Here is a 17,756-nt window from a genome sequence, read left to right as displayed (position 1 = left end):
TAAACGAATAATTACAAAACCCCAATGGCAAAAAAAGAAGAACACAAAAACCTTGAATTTTTGGAGAGTCCAGAAGGATTGAAGCAAGAATTAGGACACGACATCGAAAAAGTACAACAAGCCGTAGAAAAAAATAAAGGTTTAGTTTCTGGTGTAGCTGGTGCGATTATCGTAGCAGTGATTGGCTATTTCGGTTATAAATATTATGTTGCTACTCAAGATGAAGCAGCACAAGCGAAAATGTTCAATGCTGTTTACAAATTTGAAGCTGATTCAAACAAAGTAGCGGCACAAGAGTTTTCTAAATTAGCGAATGAGTTCGGCGGACATGCTGGTAACTTGGCTAATTTTTATGCAGGTGTTGCAGAGTTGAAAGAAGGTAAATATGATGCTGCTATCGACCACTTAAAGTCATTCAGTAGCTCAGATTTATTGGTTCAAGCTCGTGCATACTCTTTAATTGGAGATGCTTACGCTGAGAAAAAATCTTTCGGCGATGCTATCGACTATTACAAAAAAGCTTCTGAATACAAATCAAACAAATTCTTTACTCCATCATATTTGATGAAGTTGGCTGCTGCTTACGAGGCAAACAAGCAAAACAAAGAAGCTTTGGATGTTTACAACGAAATCGTAGAGAAGTACGCAGAGTCAGCTGAATATATCAACGCCAAGAAATACAAGGCGGTGTTAGAAGGCTCTGTCTCTGAATAAGGAATAAATCAAAATATTGATTACATCAGAAGGGATAAGAGCTTAAGTTCTTGTCCCTTTTTTGTTATAACTTTTACAAAACAATCATAGAATGTCATCGGCCCACAAAAATCTCAGCATTTTTTCAACAGATAATTTACCAGATATTACAGAAAAAAGATTTGCTATCGTTGTAGCAGAATGGAACGAGGAAGTTACCAACGCATTGGCAGATGGTGCTCATAAAACGCTTTTGACTTATGGTGCGCAAGAAGATAATATCTTACGCGTTACTGTACCAGGAAGTTATGAATTAAGCTTTGGTGCGCAAAAAATGGCTCAACGTGAGGATATCGATGCGGTTATTTGTATTGGTTGTGTAATTCAAGGCGAAACCAAACACAATGATTACATCAACCATGCGGTTGCACAAGGACTTACCAATGTAAGTTTGAAATACGACAAACCTGTTGTATTTGGTGTGTTAACGCCAAATACCGAGCAACAAGCTCTTGATCGTGCGGGTGGTATCCATGGCAATAAAGGTGACGAAGCTGCCATTACAGCAGTTAAAATGTTGAAGTTTTAAGCGTACAAAATAAATGGGAAAAGGTTTTACCCATTACCACGACAATCTCAAGCATATAATAACCAGAAAATCAATAATTCACAATAACAATGCAAGTTTGGAAATTTGGGGGAACTTCCGTAGGGAAGCCCGAGCGAATGCACTCGATTAGAAATTTGATTACCGAAGATAGCACACGTAAGATCGTGGTATTGTCAGCTCTTTCGGGAACCACAAACGCCTTGATTTCGATTGGGGAATCATTAAAGGCGAATAATGATGCAGAAGCAACTCAAAAAATCGAAGAGTTGTACGCACATTATGAAACATTTATCAAAGAACTTTACAAAACTCCTGCTGGATATGCAGAAGGTAAAGCAATCATTGATAAAGAATTTTCATTCATTCGCTCGTTGGTAAGCATCAAACCTTTTAGCGTTAAGCAAGAAAAAGAAATCGTTGCTGAAGGTGAATTGCTTTCAACTCAAATGTTCGAAGCATACTTGCGTGAAGAAGGTATCAATGCGGTATTGTTGCCAGCATTAGACTTTATGCTAATCGATGCAGATAATGAGCCTGTATTGAAGTTTACAGAAGAAAAATTGAGCTCTATCCTTTCGCAATTAGAGGATAAACAAGTCTTCATCACACAAGGATTTATCTGCCGTAACCCACGTGGCGAAGTAGATAACCTTAAACGTGGTGGTTCTGACTATACCGCTTCATTGATTGGTGGTGCTATTGTAGCTGAAGAAGTTCAAATCTGGACAGACATCGACGGTATGCACAACAACGACCCACGAATTGTGAAAAAAACATTCCCAATTCGTGAGTTGACATTCGAAGAAGCTGCTGAATTAGCTTATTTTGGGGCTAAAATTTTGCACCCAAGCACGATTACTCCTGCTAAATTGAAAGGTGTTCCTGTTCGTTTGAAAAATACGATGGAGCCTTCAGCTTATGGTACTTTGATTGCAGATAAAACATCTGATCGTGAAATCAAAGCTATCGCAGCGAAAGATAACCTTACGGCTATTTATATCCACTCTACTCGTATGTTAAATGCTTACGGCTTTTTGCGTAGAGTATTTGAAGTATTCGAGAAATACAAAACTCCAGTGGATATGATTACTACTTCTGAAGTATCGGTATCGGTAACAATCGACAGCGATGAGCACTTAGAAGAAATCATGGCAGAATTGAGACAATTTGCTGACCTAGAAGAATGCGATAAAGATCAAACTATCGTTTGTATCGTAGGTAACTTCTCGGCAGACAAAGAAGGTATTGCCTTGAAAGTATTGGATGCCATGAAAAACATCCCTATTCGTATGATATCCTACGGTGCGTCCGAGCACAATATCTCCTTGTTGATTCACGGCAAGCACAAGGCAGAAGCGCTAAATGCACTTAACGAGCGTTGTTTTTTATATGAAGATGCTATGAAAAGTATTTTCTCAGCGCCCTAAGTGATAAAAAGCAATAAATACTAATAGCCGTGTCGTCAGAAGCTTACGCCACGGCTATTTTTTTTATCTTTGTTCTCACAAAAAAATAAAAGCAAATGAAACTATCAAAAATCGAAATAAAAGGTCTTTTCGACATATTTGATTATTCTATTCCTCTTCATAATGAAGAGAGCTTGTCTATTATTACAGGACCAAATGGTTTTGGAAAGACTATGATTTTGAATATCATTGATAGTTTGTTTAATAATAACCTTGCGTTTTTTCAAACTCTAGTTTTTGAGAGTATTTTGATAGAAACCGAAGATAAGACCAAACTTTCCCTAGTGAAAGATCAAGATTATGTATTACTACAATTAGAAAAACTTGATATTGTTTTAGCTAATTATAAACTGGAACAAAATATTAATAAACTTTTTAGTGCTGAGGAACAAGACAATCAATTATCATTTTTTTATCAGAAACTGAATGAAGTTTTAAATTCACCCAAAGTTCACCTAATTAAAGAGCAACGATTAATTAATAGAAGTTCACTCTTTGTAAGTGGCAATTTATTAGAGTTAGATGAAGAAGAATTGACAATCGATACGATTCATAGATGTGCTATTGAATTAAAAGGGTTACTAGATAGATATACACAGCAGTCTTATATTATCAATCAGCAAATAGATAGTACTTTTCCCAAAAGATTACTTACTGAAAACGAAAAAATATCAATTGAAGAGTTTAATAATCGTTTCAGAATACTTAGAATGAAACATGAAAAACTTCAATCTTTTGGGCTTATGGAAAGTATTCAAGAAATACCAATCTATGATGAAAGGAATGCTAATGTGCTGTTAGTTTATTTGAAAGACTCAGAAGATAAGATTAAAGTTTTTGAGGGATTATTGGCAAGGTTAGAGCTTTTTACCAGTATCTTAAACAGTAGTCGATTTATTTATAAAACGATTAAGATAGACCGAAAAAAGGGATTTGTTTTTATTACCAATAAAGGTAAAGAATTAAAGTTAACAGAACTTTCATCTGGCGAACAACATGAGGTTGTGATGTTATACGAGCTAATCTTTAAGACTACCCTAAATACATTAGTACTAATAGACGAACCGGAGCTTTCGTTACATGTGACTTGGCAAAAAGGTTTTTTGAACGACATTTTGCAAATAATGAAGCTTCAGAAAATGCAAGTCATTATAGCGACACATTCGCCGCAAATTATCAATGATAGATGGGACTTAGTATTTAATTTAGAAACTTAATCATTGTGATGAAAAAAGAAGACATTACACCTGCCCAAAAAATAACAGAACTACGCCTCGATATGTCTCACCCTTTAAATAAAGAGAAAGTATTTATTTTACTGGAAGGGGAAAGTGATGTGAGATTTTATCGAAAATTCTTTTATCCTGATATTACAAAGGTAGAATACATTCCTGGCGGAAAAAACTCTTTAGAGCAAGGTATAAAACTACTAAGTAATAAATCAAAGCTGATGGGTATCAGAGATGCTGATTTTTTACATTTGGAAGGGATAAAAAGTACTTACAGTAATTTGTTTCTTTCGGATTATCACGATGAAGAAATGATGATTGTGGCAAATAAGGATGCCATATACTCAGTAATTAGTGAATATAATGGAGATATTAGGTATAGTGAAATGAATGGGTTTGTAACAAAACTCCTGAATGCAATCCAATTTATCGGATATTTGAGGTGGTATAATGAAAGAAATGAATGCGAGTTTAGATTTTCTCCTTTAAATATTAGCAACTTTGTTGATAAAGAATCTTTGATAGTTTATGGGGAAACGCAAATAGTAGAAAAAATACTTTCATTTTCTCCCAATGCAAAGAATAGAAATATTGAAAGTATTATAAGTGGTGTAAAAGCCTTGTATCACGACTCTCATAATTTACTTCAAGTATGCAACGGGCATGATTTTATGAAAGTTTTAGCATTTTTCTGTTCAGGAAATGGTAAAGATATAAGTGAAAAAAATATTGCTGCTCAATGTCGCATTAGCTACAGCCTTGAGCATTTCAAACAAACTCAGCTATTTCGGGATACCTCCAACTGGGCTTTGCAAAACAACTGTGTCATATATCGCTAGTATATAATTAGAATCCATGTTACAAATTCAACAAATCAAGGAAAACAAAGAAGCCACTATTGCTGGCTTGAAAAAAAAGCATTTTAAAAATGCTGAAGAAGCTGTTGAGCAAATCATCGTGCTGGATGATAAGCGTCGCGAAACCCAAAATGAGTTAGACTCTACTCTCGCTAAATCAAACGCTTTAGCCAAAGAGATTGGCGGTTTGATGAAAGCTGGTAAAAAAGAGGAAGCCGAAGCTGCCAAAGCTGAAACTTCTACCTTGAAAACTCGCTCTAAAGAATTGGATGAGACGCTAAAATCTATCGAATCTGAGCTTTATGAGGTATTGGTAACTTTGCCAAACTTACCACATAGCAGTGTTCCTGAAGGTAAAACGCCAGAAGAAAATGAGATAATTCTTGAAAATGGTACTGTTCCAACTCTTGCTGAAGATGCTTTGGCTCACTGGGACTTGATTAAGAAATACGATATTATTGATTTCGAATTAGGAAATAAAATCACAGGGGCTGGTTTCCCAGTGTATAAAGGAAAAGGTGCTCGTATCCAACGTGCGTTGATTAACTTTTTCTTGGACGAAGCTATTGCTGCGGGTTACGCCGAAGTACAACCTCCTATCTTGATTAACAAGGATTCTGGCTTTGGTACGGGTCAATTACCTGATAAGGATGGACAAATGTACCATGCAACTGTAGATGATTTGTATTTGATTCCAACGGCTGAGGTGCCTATTACCAACTTGTATCGTGATGTGATTTTGCAAGAAGCAGAATTGCCTGTTAAAAACGCAGGTTATACACCATGTTTCCGTCGTGAGGCGGGCTCTTGGGGCGCTCACGTTCGTGGACTAAACCGTTTGCACCAATTCGATAAAGTAGAAATTGTACGTATTGAAAAGCCTGAAAATTCTTATGCGGCTTTGGAAGAAATGTCATTGCATGTGCAAGGCTTGTTGCAAAAGTTAGAATTGCCATATCGTGTGCTTCGTCTTTGTGGTGGCGATATGAGCTTCACATCTGCTTTGACGTACGATATGGAAGTATTCTCTGGTGCACAAAAACGTTGGTTGGAAGTTAGTTCTGTATCTAACTTCGAAACATATCAAGCTAACCGTTTGAAACTTCGTATGAAAACTGAAGGAAAGTCTCAGTTGTTGCATACGCTTAATGGTTCGGCATTGGCTTTACCACGTATTTTGGCAGCTATTCTCGAAAATAACCAAACACCAGAAGGTATTCGTATTCCAAAAGCATTGGTACCATACTGTGGATTTGATATGATTGCGTAGATAATGGTGAATGAGTGAATTGTGAATTAGTGAATATTTTTATTTGAATTTTACACATAGAGACTAATGATTTGTGTCTCTCATGCTAAAACACAAATTTTATAAAATCACTAATTCACAATTCACAACCCACTTAATATCTGTGGAAAATTACCTGATAAGCTTATTAGGCTTCATGTAAAACGTATAAATCTGGTAAATTTCTACCTAAACCATCATAGTCTAGTCCATAACCTAATACAAAACGATTTTCAAGCTCAAAACCTAAATAGGCTATGTCAATTGGAGTTTTGAGAGCTTCTGGTTTTTGGAATAAAGAAGCAACTTTTAGAGATTTTGGATTTTTACCTAATAATTGCTCCTGTATTTTCGCCATAGTAAGCCCTGTATCGATAATATCTTCAAGAATAATTACATCACGATCGGTGATGTCCTCTTTTAAACCTAATACTTCTGTTATTTTCCCTGTCGAAGTGGTCGAGTGATAAGATGAAACACGCAAGAACGTGATTTCACAATCGATAGATACAGACTTCATGAGCTCGGCAGCAAATAGAAAAGATCCATTCAAAATCGCTAAGAAAATTGGACATTTGCCTTCATAATCTTTACTGATTTCTTGTGCCATTTGGCGTATTTTATCCTCAATGATTTCTTGCTTAATAAAAATTTCGAACTGCTTGTCGTGAAGTTGGATGATTGGTTTCATCGGATTGGTCTCGTTATAATAGAATAAATCAAAAGTGAAATTACTGTCTATCAGGCAATATTCAAGATTTTGAAGAAATTTTTTAATTAGTTTTTAATATTTCAAATAAGATTTACGTTAACTACTTGAGTAGCTTGCAAGCCTCCCACTGATTGTTGTATGCCTAAGGAAGGTTAATTCCAATATTCACCGACTAATTGTGGATAACAGGACGATATATCTTCAAAAGAGTGATAATTTTGAATCCGAAAAATAAACCAACTCAATCAACCAAGCCAAGTGAATACGATGAAGTCCCTAATTGCTTTTTTGTGTAGTGTATTATTGGTCATCAATACGAGCCAAGCTCAATGGTGGAAAGATACCGAAAAAGCCGAACAAGAGCGTTCGAAAGGAATGCTTTTGCTGACTACAGAGGTGCAGATTGAGGCTACCACGGCCATCAATCACATGTATAATTTTAAATTTTACGAAGCAGAAAGAGAATTTAATTATTTGAAAATCAAACACCCTAATCATCCACTCCCCGATTTTTTGTTGGGATTGATGGAATGGTGGAAAATTGTACCTAACACCGACAACGTACTTTATGACGAAAAGTGTTTGGAATATATGGACGAAAGTATCCGAAAAGCAGAGGTGATTTGGGATGATACCGAAAACCCCGAAGCGGCCTTCTTTATGGCAGCAGCGTATGCTTTTAAAGGACGTTTGCATTCAGAACGTAAACATTGGACAAAAGCGACCTTAGCAGCCAAAAATGCCTTAAAATACTTAGATAAATCAAGAAGTTTCTCAGATTTTAGTCCAGAGCTGATGTTTGGCGATGGTTTGTACAATTATTACTTCCAGTATGTCAAAGATAATTACCCATTGCTCCGTCCTGTGCTTTGGCTATTTCCAAAAGGCGACAAACCAAAAGGTATTGGTCAGCTCGAAAAAGTAAGCTATAATGCCTTTTATACGCGTACCGAAGCACGTTATTTCTTACTTCAGATTTATGGCATGGAAAACATGAATGAGAAGGCTTATGAGTTGTCGAAATACACACATGAGACCTATCCCGATAATCCATTTTTTCATCGATTCCATGCTCGTTCAGCATTTGTGGCAGGACGTGTAGCAGAAGCGGAAAAAGAAGCAAAAGGGATTTTACAAAAAATTGAAGAGCACTATCCTGGCTACGAAGGTGTAAGCGGACGCTATGCAAGCTATATTTTGGGGTATTATGCCTTCAATTATAACCGCGATTATGCAGAAGCAAAGAAATATTACCAAAAAACCATCGATTTTGCTACTTTAACCAATTCTACAAAATCAGGGTATTATCTTTCGTCAAAACTGACTTTAGGCAAAATTGCCTCTATGGAAAAAGATTATGATAAGGCGATTGATTATTTCAAGGAAGTATTAGACGACTCCGAACGTAAATCTAGCCAGCACGACGAGGCTAAAAAGTTGTTGTCAGAAACCAAAAAATTACGTCGTAAGAGTAGATAATCATTGCGTATAACTTAAGAAGGTGAGTGCTCAAATTCCTGTAAAAGAATTTCTTTTACAGGAATTTGCTTTTTGTGGCAATGATGACTGATTTTTAGAAATACAAAAAAACTATTTCCATAAACTCAAATTAGTGCTATAAATCGTGCTATTTAATTGATTTTATTTATATTTACTATTCAGACAAATTCAGAATTTAATCGTTTTGAGTTTAATACACTGCTTTTGAAAGCTTTCTAAATGTTAAAAAAACGATTGTATGGCTGTCAACTGCCATTTTGCAATACCAATAAACCTAATAGCCAAATTTTCATCAACTGCCCAAATTTTAAAGATTGATTGTAGCTATTCGCCTCCGAATCTACTAAAATGAGTTTGATAGGTTTCATTTTCCTTACTGAGAACCAATCAGCTTAGAGGTTATAACATTAACAGACGTCTTTGAGAGTCCTCAAAGACTTAAACAACTTGTAAATCGTATGAAAGTTTCTACAACACAGCCTTTTCAAATTATCTATACGATACTGAGTCATGAGTATCTTGGATATTTATTTGAGGCTTTTGTAGTACAATTGGACGCCAAAGGCGAACTTACTTTACTGAACCAAAATATTTCTACTAAAAATATCCGTGAATTTTGCGAAGGACTTAGCGAATACCAGCCCGATGAAAATGACTTTAAGTTGGTCAAACTAATCGACTCGATTCAGCAAGATGCTATCTTTAAAAAATTTGGAGGAACCAAAAAACGGACTATTGTAGATTTTTTCCTCAAAACGTATGACGTTCAGAAAGGAGATAAAGCGCTTCAAGAGCTAATTACGGATTATAACGAGCGTGTAAAAGCTGAAATCATGCCTTTGTTGCTCAATAAGCAGCTTTTCATTATGGGAAGCGATGGTAATCCTGTGTGGCAAAAAGTAGATGTATTGTCTGAAAGTGCAACGGTTCTTTTCCATTTTATGCGCAACGCTGATAATACACATTACTTTCCGACGATTAAATATGCTGGACAGAAAGTAGATTTTCAGTACAAAAACGCCTTTATTGTTTGTGAAGAGCCTGCTTGGATGATTTTGGAAAATAAATTGTACCATTTTGAAAAAGATGTGGATGGTAAAAAACTTCGTCCTTTTCTCAATAAAAAATTCATAGTTATTCCAAAAAGTATTGAGGAAGACTATTACCGTAAATTCGTCACATCAATCATTACGATGTTTGATGTATATGCTAAAGGATTTGATATTCATTCTGAAAATTATCGTTGTGTGCCAGTTTTGAGTATTTCTGAACAAAAAACGAAAAACCAACTGGTACTTGTAGATAGCGATTCGGGCGCGCCAGAAGAAGATACCAGCGAAACACAAGTTGTGCTGAGTCTAGCTTTTCAGTATGGAAAATATACTTTTCGATTCGATAGTTTCTCGGCATCGTCCAATGTAAGTATGGAAAAGAAGGGTGATGATTATATTTTTCATAAAGTAAAAAGAGATTTACCATTAGAAAAAGAGAAGTTAAAAGTGTTGCAAAGTTTGGGAATGAGTCTCCAAAACGGTAAAATGCTTTTACCCAAAACGGAAGCTTTTTCTTGGCTACAAGCTAGTTACCCACAGCTAATCGAAGCAGGTTTTGAGATTTCTCAACAGGTAGAATCTGACGGAAAGAAATACTTTTTGGGTTATTCTAAAATCGAGGTTACCATCACTGAAGGCAACGACTGGTTTGACATTCATACGTTGGTAAAATTTGGAGATTTTGAAATACCATTCCTAAAACTCCGCAATTTGATTCTTCAGCGAAAGAAAGAATTTGCTTTACCCAATGGCGAAATTGCGGTTATTCCAGAGGTATGGTTTACGCAATACTCAGAGCTATTTGCCTTTGTTGAGCATCATCACAATGATGGTTTTATTCTAAAAAAACATCATTTGTCTTTGGTGCAAGATATGGAACGTGATTCGTTAGCAACGACAATCATGAGCCGAAAACTGCAAAAGCTCCGTGATTTTGAAGAAATTCAAGAGTATTCTGTTCCCAAAGGCTTTGCAGGGAACCTTCGCCCCTACCAAAAAGCAGGCTATGATTGGATGCGCTTTTTGAATGATTACAACTTCGGTGGTTGCTTGGCGGATGATATGGGCTTGGGAAAAACGGTTCAAACTTTGGCACTTTTGCAATCTCAAAAAGAAAGTGGTGTTGCCAGTCCATCGTTATTGGTCATGCCTACTTCCCTAATTTATAACTGGGAGGCCGAAGCACGTAAATTTGCTCCAGAACTTAAGGTTTTGACCTACACAGGTACCTATCGTGATAAAAATATCGAGCAATTTGACAATTATGATGTGGTTTTGACTTCGTATGGCATCGTACGAATTGATATAGATATTCTCAAAAATTATCGTTTTCATTATGCCATTTTAGATGAATCTCAGTCTATCAAAAACCCTTCGTCGTTTATTACCAAAGCTGTTATGCAATTGAATACTCGACATAGGTTGGTGTTGACTGGTACTCCGCTCGAAAACAGTACAATGGATTTGTGGTCACAAATGACCTTTGTAAATCCTGGATTGTTGGGTACACAACATTTTTTCAAAAACGAATTTCAAATTCCGATTGAAAAGAAAAGTGATGAGCTCAAAATACAGCGCCTTTATTCGATTATCAAGCCCTTTATGCTGAGAAGGCACAAATCGCAAGTGGCGACTGAATTACCACCAAAAATTGAAAGTATACATTATGCAAAAATGACCGAATTACAGGAAAAAGAATACGAAGAGGCAAAATCCTATTATCGTAATCTCATCTTGGAGCATATCGATACCGAAGGAATGGCAAAATCACAAATGGTAGTTTTACAAGGTTTGACCAAACTTCGTCAAATAGCCAATCACCCACGCCTTACGGATCATGAGTACGATGGCGATTCGGGCAAATTAGATGATGTATTAGAAAAACTCGAAACTGTCTTGGAAGAGGGACACAAGGTGTTGATATTTAGCCAATTTGTAAAACACTTGGATTTGTTTAGAGAGCGCCTCGACCAAGAAAAACGCCGTTATGCCTATTTGGATGGGAGCACTTATGATCGACAAGCTCAGGTACAGCTATTTCAAGAAAATGATGATGTAAAAATCTTCTTGATTTCTTTAAAAGCAGGAGGTTTGGGTCTCAATCTTACCGCAGCGGATTATGTGTTTATTTTGGACCCTTGGTGGAATCCAGCTATTGAAGCGCAAGCGGTAGATAGGGCTCACCGTATTGGGCAAGTAAAAACGGTATTTACCTATAAGTTTATTACCAAAAATTCTGTGGAAGAAAAGATTTTGTCACTACAACAAAACAAACAAAAGCTAGCTTCAGAGCTTATTACAACGGAAGAACATTTCGTAAAATCGTTGAGTAAAGATGACGTAATAGCTTTATTGGAATAAAAGTATGGCATTAATCTTCCAAAATATTACCCATAAATGTGTTTTTGCAAGCAAAAGAGAGCAATAATAGCATAATTGCCCAACGAAGATAATTATGGTAGAAATCACGTAGATTCTTATAACGATTTTGCTTGATTTCTACTTTTTCTAAACGGTTAATTTCTTTAAAAATATTCTCCAAAGAACGTGCATCCGTTGCTCGGAAAAATTTACCGTTACCAATAGTAGCAATATTTCGAAGAGCACTTTCATCAACTTTTTCGGTATTGAGTTTATTCGAACCAACTGCAATCGTGTATAATTTCATCCCGAAAGCACGAGCCATTTGTGCCGAAAGTGCAGGGTCGAGATTTCCCGCAGTGTTGTCTCCATCCGAAAGCAAAATAATCACTTTTGATTTAGAGGTAATTTCTCGCATTCGGTTGATACACATACCCAATGCATTGCCCAGCGCAGTACCCGAGGTTGCTATCAACGAAGGATGTATCTCATCGATATAATCTTTGAGCATATCATAATCATTGGTGAGTGGACAAAGAGAAAATGGTTCTCCCGCAAAAATGACCATGCCAATTCTATCCTGAAAACGTCCTTCGATAAACTTTTTGGCTACCTTTCTAGCAACGCCTAATCTACTTGGAGGAATATCGGTAGCTTCCATTGATGCCGAAATATCTAATGCCAACATAATGTCAATACCTTCTGAAACTTCTTCCTGTGTAGAAATAGCTCTTTGAGGACGAGCTAAGGCTACTAAAATTAGCATAATACTCAAAACAAGCAATAGTCCAGGAACAAATCGAAGAGCACTTATCCAGCTGGAGCGAAATTGCTGCGCAGGAAATGCAACGTTGAGTTTTTGTACGTTGTTGCCAACGATCCAGTTACGTATTATAAATAGAAAAGGTATGGCAGGGATACAATACAGATAAAACGGTTGTGCCCATTCAAATGATGAAAGAGTTTGAATACTAAACCAATATTTTGAATACCAAGCCTCCATGTGCTATTAATTGCTGAGAAATGAATGTTGAATTGATACAAAACAACATTAAACTGGACTGTCGATAAGGTCTTGGCGATGTTCGCGGTAAAGACCTTCGGCTAGTTCTTGTAAAATTGCTAAAGATGAAACCGTTTTTTTGGAAAAGTTACCTCCATAAATAGTTGCGTCGATTTCTCGAAGAGCTTCTGGCAAACGAGCATCTTTGATATTGTCGAGAATTTCTTTGGTGGTAAATGTGGTAAAGGGTTTCTCCTCAAGACGTTCAATATATTTTTTCCAAAGCACAAGTGCTTTTTCTACATTTTCTAATCTTCTATTTAGCTCATTTGTGTCTTTGCTAAGGCGCTGAAATACACGCTGATACTCGTCAAATCTTCTACGAAATTGGAAAAGTTTGATTTGTCGTTTAATGGGCTTTCCGAATAACCAAAAAATAATCATACCAAATGCTCCTAAGCCCATAAAAACCATAATCGTCAAAGGATAATTGGCTTGTTGCGACAAGTGAATAGGCTGGGTATCCATTTTGAGCTGCAAAGTGTCTATTTGAGCTTTGGCAGGAATCATCGACTGAAAGTAAATCGAGTCTTCGAGTGGCATCACCTTCGTACAGTCACTTTTGGTACGGATATAAACAGGCAACTGAAGTTTTTGAATCGGTTTTACTTCAAATGAAATCAAGGTATAAATAACACTATCAAGACTAATACCTTTTTGTGTTGAAGTGGGAGTATATTCCCTTTTAACTAGTTCGAATGGCGCAAAATTATAGGTAGAATCTGGGAAAAAAACATCAAATTTTTCTGGATGCTTAAAACTTAGAATATATTTAACAGGAATGCCAATACCAATACTATCTTCCATAAACTTACCCTTTACCTGTGCCCAAGCTGATGTATGAGCCAATAATAAAGCCCATACCAGACCAAAGACCTTGATATAACGATAGATATTGTGAGAGGATAATAGCTTCATAAAAATTTTGCCTACTTATTTTTTGCGAACTTTAAATAATTTAATGAGCTTATTAACGTAATCTTCGGAGGCATCGATGGATAAATAATTGGCTTTATTTTGCTTACAAAGTTGTTCGAGTGTTTTGGAGTTATCTTCAAAAAGATTTTTCATACGATTTCTAAACCAACTAGATGATGCATTGACCCAAATGGTTTTTTTACTTTCGGTATCAAATACAGGAATAATGCCCAAACGAGGTAAGTTGGTTTCACGCTGGTCGTATAGGTGAATCACCACCAAATCATGTTTTCTAGCTAGTGCTTTTAGGTTGTCTTCGTAGCCAGTATCAATAAAATCAGAAACGATAAAAATAAGGCTACGTCGTTTGATAACCTCCAAACCAAACAAAATCATCTTTTTGAGGTTGGTTCCTGCTGATTCAGGTTTGAGTTTGAAAAGCTCCAAAATCGTTCTATAGCCATGTTTGAGGGTGTTGGCGGGTTTGATGTATTTTTCTTTTTGGTCCGAAAAACAAAGCAACCCTACGTGACTGGCTTCTTTGATGGCAGATAGAGTTAGAACGCCACAAATTTCTTTAGCAGTATCTAATTTTGAGCGATCAGAGCGTCCTACATCTTGCGAAGCACTCACATCGACCATAAAAAATACGGTTTGTTCTTTTTCTTCCTTAAAGATTTTGACAAAAGTACCATGACCTTTAGCAGTGGTATTCCAGTCGATTAGGCGGACGTCATCGCCATATTGATATAAACGTAAGTCGCTGAATTCTAGCCCAGAACCTTTAAATACAGAGTTGAAGTTACCTCGCATTTGGGAAGTAACCGCTTTGCGAATACGAATTTCAAATTTATGTAATTTCGCTAAAAAAGCCTGTGGGTTCATAGCCTTCTGAGTAGATGGAATTATTTCTAATTAAGAGAAATAACTCGAAACGCTGAAAGGAGTTCACACTTTTATAAAGTGAACCAAGTACTTGTAGATAAAAGTGTTAATAATTCCTAATTATCCAAGAATTGCTTTAAAACTACCTAAAATCCCTGTAATTTTGAAATGTGAGAGCAAGAATTCTTCTACTAATAGGGCTTTTGTCGGCATGTAGCACATCTGACAAACCCGAAAATTTGATTCCAGAGGACAAAATGATTACCCTTCTGGAAGAGGTGCATATCGCTGAAAACCAAGTGAATAATTTACACATGGGCAGCGCAGATTCGGCATTGGTAGTCTATAAAGGGCTAGAAAAAGAAATTTTTAAGAAATACAGTATCGACACGGCTATTTATCATGCAAGCTTTAAATATTATGTGGCTCGACCAGAGCAATTTAAAGCTATGTACGAAAAAGTTGTGAAAGATCTCGAAGCCAAAAATGAACGTTATCTAAAAAAGCAACGTACGTCAAAACCTGATTCTACCAAAAAGCCAATCTAAAAAATGGCATGATAAAATTGTATCAGAGGCCAATACTTTCAAACACCTGCAAGAATGCACTTAAAATAAGTTTTTCTATTATCTGACAAAATTCAGTGGATTTGGGCTTATTTTAGGAAGTTATTCAAGTTTTGAATCATTATTCTATCATTCTACTAATACAAAACCAAAGAGCTCTATAGTTTTTTGAGAAAGAGCTATTAAAATCGTTTTATCAATGAACAATCGTATCGTCATTATCCCAACGTACAACGAAATTGAAAATATTGAAGCTATTATTCATAAAGTAATGAGTCTAGAACCAAGTTTTGACTTGTTAATTGTGGATGATGGCTCTCCAGATGGGACTGCACTCAAGGTAAAAGAATTGCAAGTGCAATATGGTGAGAGACTTCATTTGCAAGAACGAAAAGGAAAGTTAGGACTAGGAACCGCCTATATCCATGGGTTCAAATATGCGTTGGCTCGTGGTTTTGAGTATATCTTTGAAATGGACGCCGACTTTTCTCACAATCCTGATGACTTAGTTCGTCTTTACAACGCTTGTGCCGTAGGAGGCGCGGATTTGGCCATAGGTTCACGTTATATCAAGGGTGTTAATGTTGTAAACTGGCCAATGGGACGTGTTTTGATGTCTTATTTTGCTGGATATTATGTGCGATTTATCACTCAAATGACTATTATGGATGTCACAGCAGGTTTTAAGTGCTACCGTGATACCGTTTTAAAAACGATTGATCTAGATAAAATTCGATTTGTAGGATACGCCTTTCAGGTAGAAATGAAATTTACGACTTGGAAGTACGGATTCAAAATCGAAGAAGTTCCAATAATCTTTACCGACCGTACCAAAGGAGAATCTAAAATGTCAGCAAATATCTTTAAAGAAGCTGTATTTGGAGTTCTTCAGATGAAATGGTTGAGTTTATTCAAATCATACAAACGCTAGTCAGAAATGGATTATAACCATATCAAGGCCATACATATTATTTTTGTGGTGAGCTGGTTCGCTGGATTATTCTATTTGCCACGCTTATTTGTTTATCATACCGAAGCCAATACCAAGCCTGAACTCGAACGAGATATTATCCAAGAGCAGTTCAAGAAGATGGAAAAGGTTTTGTTCAATGCCATCATGGTTCCCGCTATGTGGTTGACCCTGATTTCGGGAGCGACGTTGGTATATTGGTCTTGGTGGGATAGTTTCGCACAACATGGCTGGTTACATCTTAAATTAAGCTTTGTGGTAGGACTTTTAATTTACCATTTTCTTTGCCGAAAAATCATTTTTGAGCTTAGAGAAGGTAAATTTCGATTTACAAGCTTTCAATTAAGACTTTATAACGAAGTAGCAACGATATTCCTTTTTGCAATTGTTTTTCTAGTAATCCTAAAAAATACCATCGACTGGATTTGGGGTGTAGTAGGGTTATTAGTCTTTGCGGTACTGATTATGACAGCCGTAAAAATTGCCAAATCACTCAGAGAGAAGAGAAAATAGCTTGAGAGTGACAAAGCTATTAAGGCACAAAGGCACAAAGTGAAAATAAACACTACACTTTGTGCCTTTGTTACTTTATGCCTTTGCCACTTTCCTAATACTTACTTTTTACCCTTTTTCTTAGCGTATTTGCAGGTATTAGGTAAAGATTTGATAAAATAAGACTTATAGTTCAAAGCTTTAGGATCTGTACAACCTTCTAATTGTAACACTTCAACTTTGCGGAATTCAACAGGATGACTTTCGCTTTGGAGTGAAATATATCCCTCATTCAATAGCTTTCCATCAGGTTTGAAGGCAGGATTATAAGCATCAACATTGCCCCCTCCTACTTGAGGTTTTTGATATTCCAAAACCATTTCTCCATTTACATAATGTCTTACCAATGAATCACCCAAGACCATTACTTCGGCTCTTACCCATTGGTCACCGTCGTATGTTTTTGATTTGGAGTTGATACAGTGTGGTGTAAATAACTTGCCATTCATTTCTACATTTGTTCCTGGGGTACAAAGATTACAAGTAGTACGTTCGCCCTTGCCTGAGCCACCTAAAAGCTGTACTTCAATCGAAATTGGAAAATCTTGGTCTTTCCCCATTGATGCTGCTGGCTGACAGTGAAGCATGATACCGCTGTTACGATATGCCCATCCTGGTCCTTCAGGCGCTTGCTCGCCTACAAAACGATATTCAGTAGCGATGATGTAGTTGGAGAATTTCTTTTTGTAGAAAATATGACCAAATTTTTCATCAAACTTATCGTAACCATCATACGACACAACCAATTTCCCGTCTTTTACACGAAACGTGTTGGCAAAGTTGTCGTTCAAATCATAATGGCGGATTTTGATGTCCCAGCCATCTAAGTTTTTTCCATTAAATAGTTGCTCCCATTCTTTTGTATCGCTCTTTTTTTGTCCAAAAGTCATACACGAAAGCCCTAAAAGCAGAGAGGTAATCAGACGTTTTTTCATTGTTATTGATAGTTGGTAATTAATTTCAGTAAATTCAGTAGGTAAAATAAAATTTAATTTTGAGCCTTTGGCTTTCAGCTTTGGGGATTCGGCAAAAAC

At 36.5% G+C, this 17,756-nt stretch carries 16 protein-coding genes; 11 read left to right on the top strand and 5 right to left on the bottom strand.

Features of this window, described 5'->3' with window-relative positions; genetic code table 11:
• The first annotated feature begins 24 nt into the window (after positions 1-24).
• The 6 genes from GVN22_RS10265 (at position 25) to serS (ending at position 6,125) form a co-directional block, all read left to right on the top strand.
• Positions 25-714, top strand: coding sequence for a tetratricopeptide repeat protein (locus GVN22_RS10265; protein WP_166550939.1), 690 nt, complete (start codon positions 25-27; stop codon positions 712-714).
• A gap of 91 nt (positions 715-805) precedes the next feature.
• Complete coding sequence (ribH, locus tag GVN22_RS10260) at positions 806-1,282, top strand: 6,7-dimethyl-8-ribityllumazine synthase (protein ID WP_166550938.1); 477 nt, start codon at positions 806-808, stop codon at positions 1,280-1,282.
• Between the two features lie 89 nt (positions 1,283-1,371).
• Complete coding sequence (locus GVN22_RS10255) at positions 1,372-2,730, top strand: aspartate kinase (protein WP_166550937.1); 1,359 nt, start codon at positions 1,372-1,374, stop codon at positions 2,728-2,730.
• 95 nt (positions 2,731-2,825) lie between these two features.
• A complete protein-coding gene (locus GVN22_RS10250; protein WP_166550936.1) occupies positions 2,826-3,986 on the top strand; it encodes an AAA family ATPase in 1,161 nt (386 codons plus the stop codon).
• 8 nt (positions 3,987-3,994) lie between these two features.
• On the top strand, positions 3,995-4,837 hold the full coding sequence (locus GVN22_RS10245) for a DUF4435 domain-containing protein (protein ID WP_166550935.1): 843 nt from the start codon (positions 3,995-3,997) through the stop codon (positions 4,835-4,837).
• Positions 4,838-4,853: 16 nt separating this feature from the next.
• Positions 4,854-6,125: a serine--tRNA ligase gene (gene serS / locus GVN22_RS10240; protein ID WP_166550934.1), complete on the top strand. Its 1,272-nt coding sequence runs from the start codon at positions 4,854-4,856 to the stop codon at positions 6,123-6,125.
• Positions 6,126-6,291: 166 nt separating this feature from the next.
• Here serS and hpt read toward each other — a convergent pair whose 3' ends face one another.
• Positions 6,292-6,834 carry a hypoxanthine phosphoribosyltransferase gene (gene hpt, locus GVN22_RS10235; RefSeq protein WP_205690847.1) on the bottom strand — a complete coding sequence of 181 codons (543 nt, stop codon included), beginning with the start codon at positions 6,832-6,834 and terminating at the stop codon, positions 6,292-6,294.
• Positions 6,835-7,122: 288 nt separating this feature from the next.
• On the opposite strand from hpt, the gene GVN22_RS10230 reads away from it, so the two are divergent.
• On the top strand, positions 7,123-8,334 hold the full coding sequence (locus GVN22_RS10230) for a lipopolysaccharide assembly protein LapB (RefSeq protein WP_166550933.1): 1,212 nt from the start codon (positions 7,123-7,125) through the stop codon (positions 8,332-8,334).
• Positions 8,335-8,813: 479 nt separating this feature from the next.
• Complete coding sequence (locus GVN22_RS10225; RefSeq protein WP_166550932.1) at positions 8,814-11,768, top strand: DEAD/DEAH box helicase; 2,955 nt, start codon at positions 8,814-8,816, stop codon at positions 11,766-11,768.
• Positions 11,769-11,778: 10 nt separating this feature from the next.
• On the opposite strand, the gene GVN22_RS10220 is transcribed toward GVN22_RS10225, so the two are convergent.
• From GVN22_RS10220 to GVN22_RS10210, 3 genes are read right to left on the bottom strand one after another with little or no spacing between them, the layout of a single operon-like run.
• The gene (locus tag GVN22_RS10220; protein WP_166550931.1) at positions 11,779-12,771 is read right to left on the bottom strand and encodes a VWA domain-containing protein; all 993 of its coding nucleotides are present in this window, start codon (positions 12,769-12,771) and stop codon (positions 11,779-11,781) included.
• Between the two features lie 48 nt (positions 12,772-12,819).
• Complete coding sequence (locus GVN22_RS10215) at positions 12,820-13,749, bottom strand: hypothetical protein (protein ID WP_166550930.1); 930 nt, start codon at positions 13,747-13,749, stop codon at positions 12,820-12,822.
• Positions 13,750-13,764: 15 nt separating this feature from the next.
• A complete protein-coding gene (locus GVN22_RS10210; protein WP_166550929.1) occupies positions 13,765-14,634 on the bottom strand; it encodes a DUF58 domain-containing protein in 870 nt (289 codons plus the stop codon).
• 170 nt (positions 14,635-14,804) lie between these two features.
• Here GVN22_RS10210 and GVN22_RS10205 point away from each other — a divergent pair, with 170 nt between their 5' ends.
• The 3 genes from GVN22_RS10205 (at position 14,805) to GVN22_RS10195 (ending at position 16,683) form a co-directional block, all read left to right on the top strand.
• A complete protein-coding gene (locus GVN22_RS10205; RefSeq protein WP_166550928.1) occupies positions 14,805-15,182 on the top strand; it encodes a DUF4296 domain-containing protein in 378 nt (125 codons plus the stop codon).
• A gap of 217 nt (positions 15,183-15,399) precedes the next feature.
• On the top strand, positions 15,400-16,131 hold the full coding sequence (locus GVN22_RS10200) for a polyprenol monophosphomannose synthase (RefSeq protein ID WP_166550927.1): 732 nt from the start codon (positions 15,400-15,402) through the stop codon (positions 16,129-16,131).
• A 6-nt stretch (positions 16,132-16,137) separates the two neighbouring features.
• Entirely contained in the window at positions 16,138-16,683 is a 546-nt protein-coding gene (locus GVN22_RS10195; protein ID WP_166550926.1) for a CopD family protein, read from the top strand.
• Between the two features lie 101 nt (positions 16,684-16,784).
• Here the strand turns inward: GVN22_RS10195 and GVN22_RS10190 are convergent, their stop codons facing one another.
• Entirely contained in the window at positions 16,785-17,657 is an 873-nt protein-coding gene (locus tag GVN22_RS10190) for a DUF1080 domain-containing protein (RefSeq protein ID WP_166550925.1), read from the bottom strand.
• Between the last annotated feature and the right edge of the window lie 99 nt (positions 17,658-17,756).

Origin of the sequence: Cellulophaga sp. BC115SP, assembly GCF_009905545.1 — a bacterium.
Classification (GTDB): domain Bacteria; phylum Bacteroidota; class Bacteroidia; order Cytophagales; family Spirosomataceae; genus Flectobacillus; species Flectobacillus rivi.
Note: the sequence above shows the minus strand (reverse complement) of the source record. Positions and strands in the feature narration are given on the sequence as shown.

Bases quoted from the DNA above. Each gene is read 5' to 3' on its own strand.
- GVN22_RS10220 (WP_166550931.1), bottom strand. From the start codon at position 12,771: ATGGAGGCTTGGTATTCAAAATATTGGTTTAGTATTCAAACTCTTTCA.
- serS (WP_166550934.1), top strand. From the start codon at position 4,854: ATGTTACAAATTCAACAAATCAAGGAAAACAAAGAAGCCACTATTGCT.
- GVN22_RS10245 (WP_166550935.1), top strand. From the start codon at position 3,995: ATGAAAAAAGAAGACATTACACCTGCCCAAAAAATAACAGAACTACGC.
- GVN22_RS10210 (WP_166550929.1), bottom strand. From the start codon at position 14,634: ATGAACCCACAGGCTTTTTTAGCGAAATTACATAAATTTGAAATTCGT.
- GVN22_RS10230 (WP_166550933.1), top strand. From the start codon at position 7,123: ATGAAGTCCCTAATTGCTTTTTTGTGTAGTGTATTATTGGTCATCAAT.
- GVN22_RS10225 (WP_166550932.1), top strand. From the start codon at position 8,814: ATGAAAGTTTCTACAACACAGCCTTTTCAAATTATCTATACGATACTG.
- GVN22_RS10215 (WP_166550930.1), bottom strand. From the start codon at position 13,749: ATGAAGCTATTATCCTCTCACAATATCTATCGTTATATCAAGGTCTTT.
- GVN22_RS10190 (WP_166550925.1), bottom strand. From the start codon at position 17,657: ATGAAAAAACGTCTGATTACCTCTCTGCTTTTAGGGCTTTCGTGTATG.
- hpt (WP_205690847.1), bottom strand. From the start codon at position 6,834: ATGAAACCAATCATCCAACTTCACGACAAGCAGTTCGAAATTTTTATT.
- GVN22_RS10255 (WP_166550937.1), top strand. From the start codon at position 1,372: ATGCAAGTTTGGAAATTTGGGGGAACTTCCGTAGGGAAGCCCGAGCGA.
- GVN22_RS10195 (WP_166550926.1), top strand. From the start codon at position 16,138: ATGGATTATAACCATATCAAGGCCATACATATTATTTTTGTGGTGAGC.
- GVN22_RS10265 (WP_166550939.1), top strand. From the start codon at position 25: ATGGCAAAAAAAGAAGAACACAAAAACCTTGAATTTTTGGAGAGTCCA.
- GVN22_RS10250 (WP_166550936.1), top strand. From the start codon at position 2,826: ATGAAACTATCAAAAATCGAAATAAAAGGTCTTTTCGACATATTTGAT.
- ribH (WP_166550938.1), top strand. From the start codon at position 806: ATGTCATCGGCCCACAAAAATCTCAGCATTTTTTCAACAGATAATTTA.
- GVN22_RS10200 (WP_166550927.1), top strand. From the start codon at position 15,400: ATGAACAATCGTATCGTCATTATCCCAACGTACAACGAAATTGAAAAT.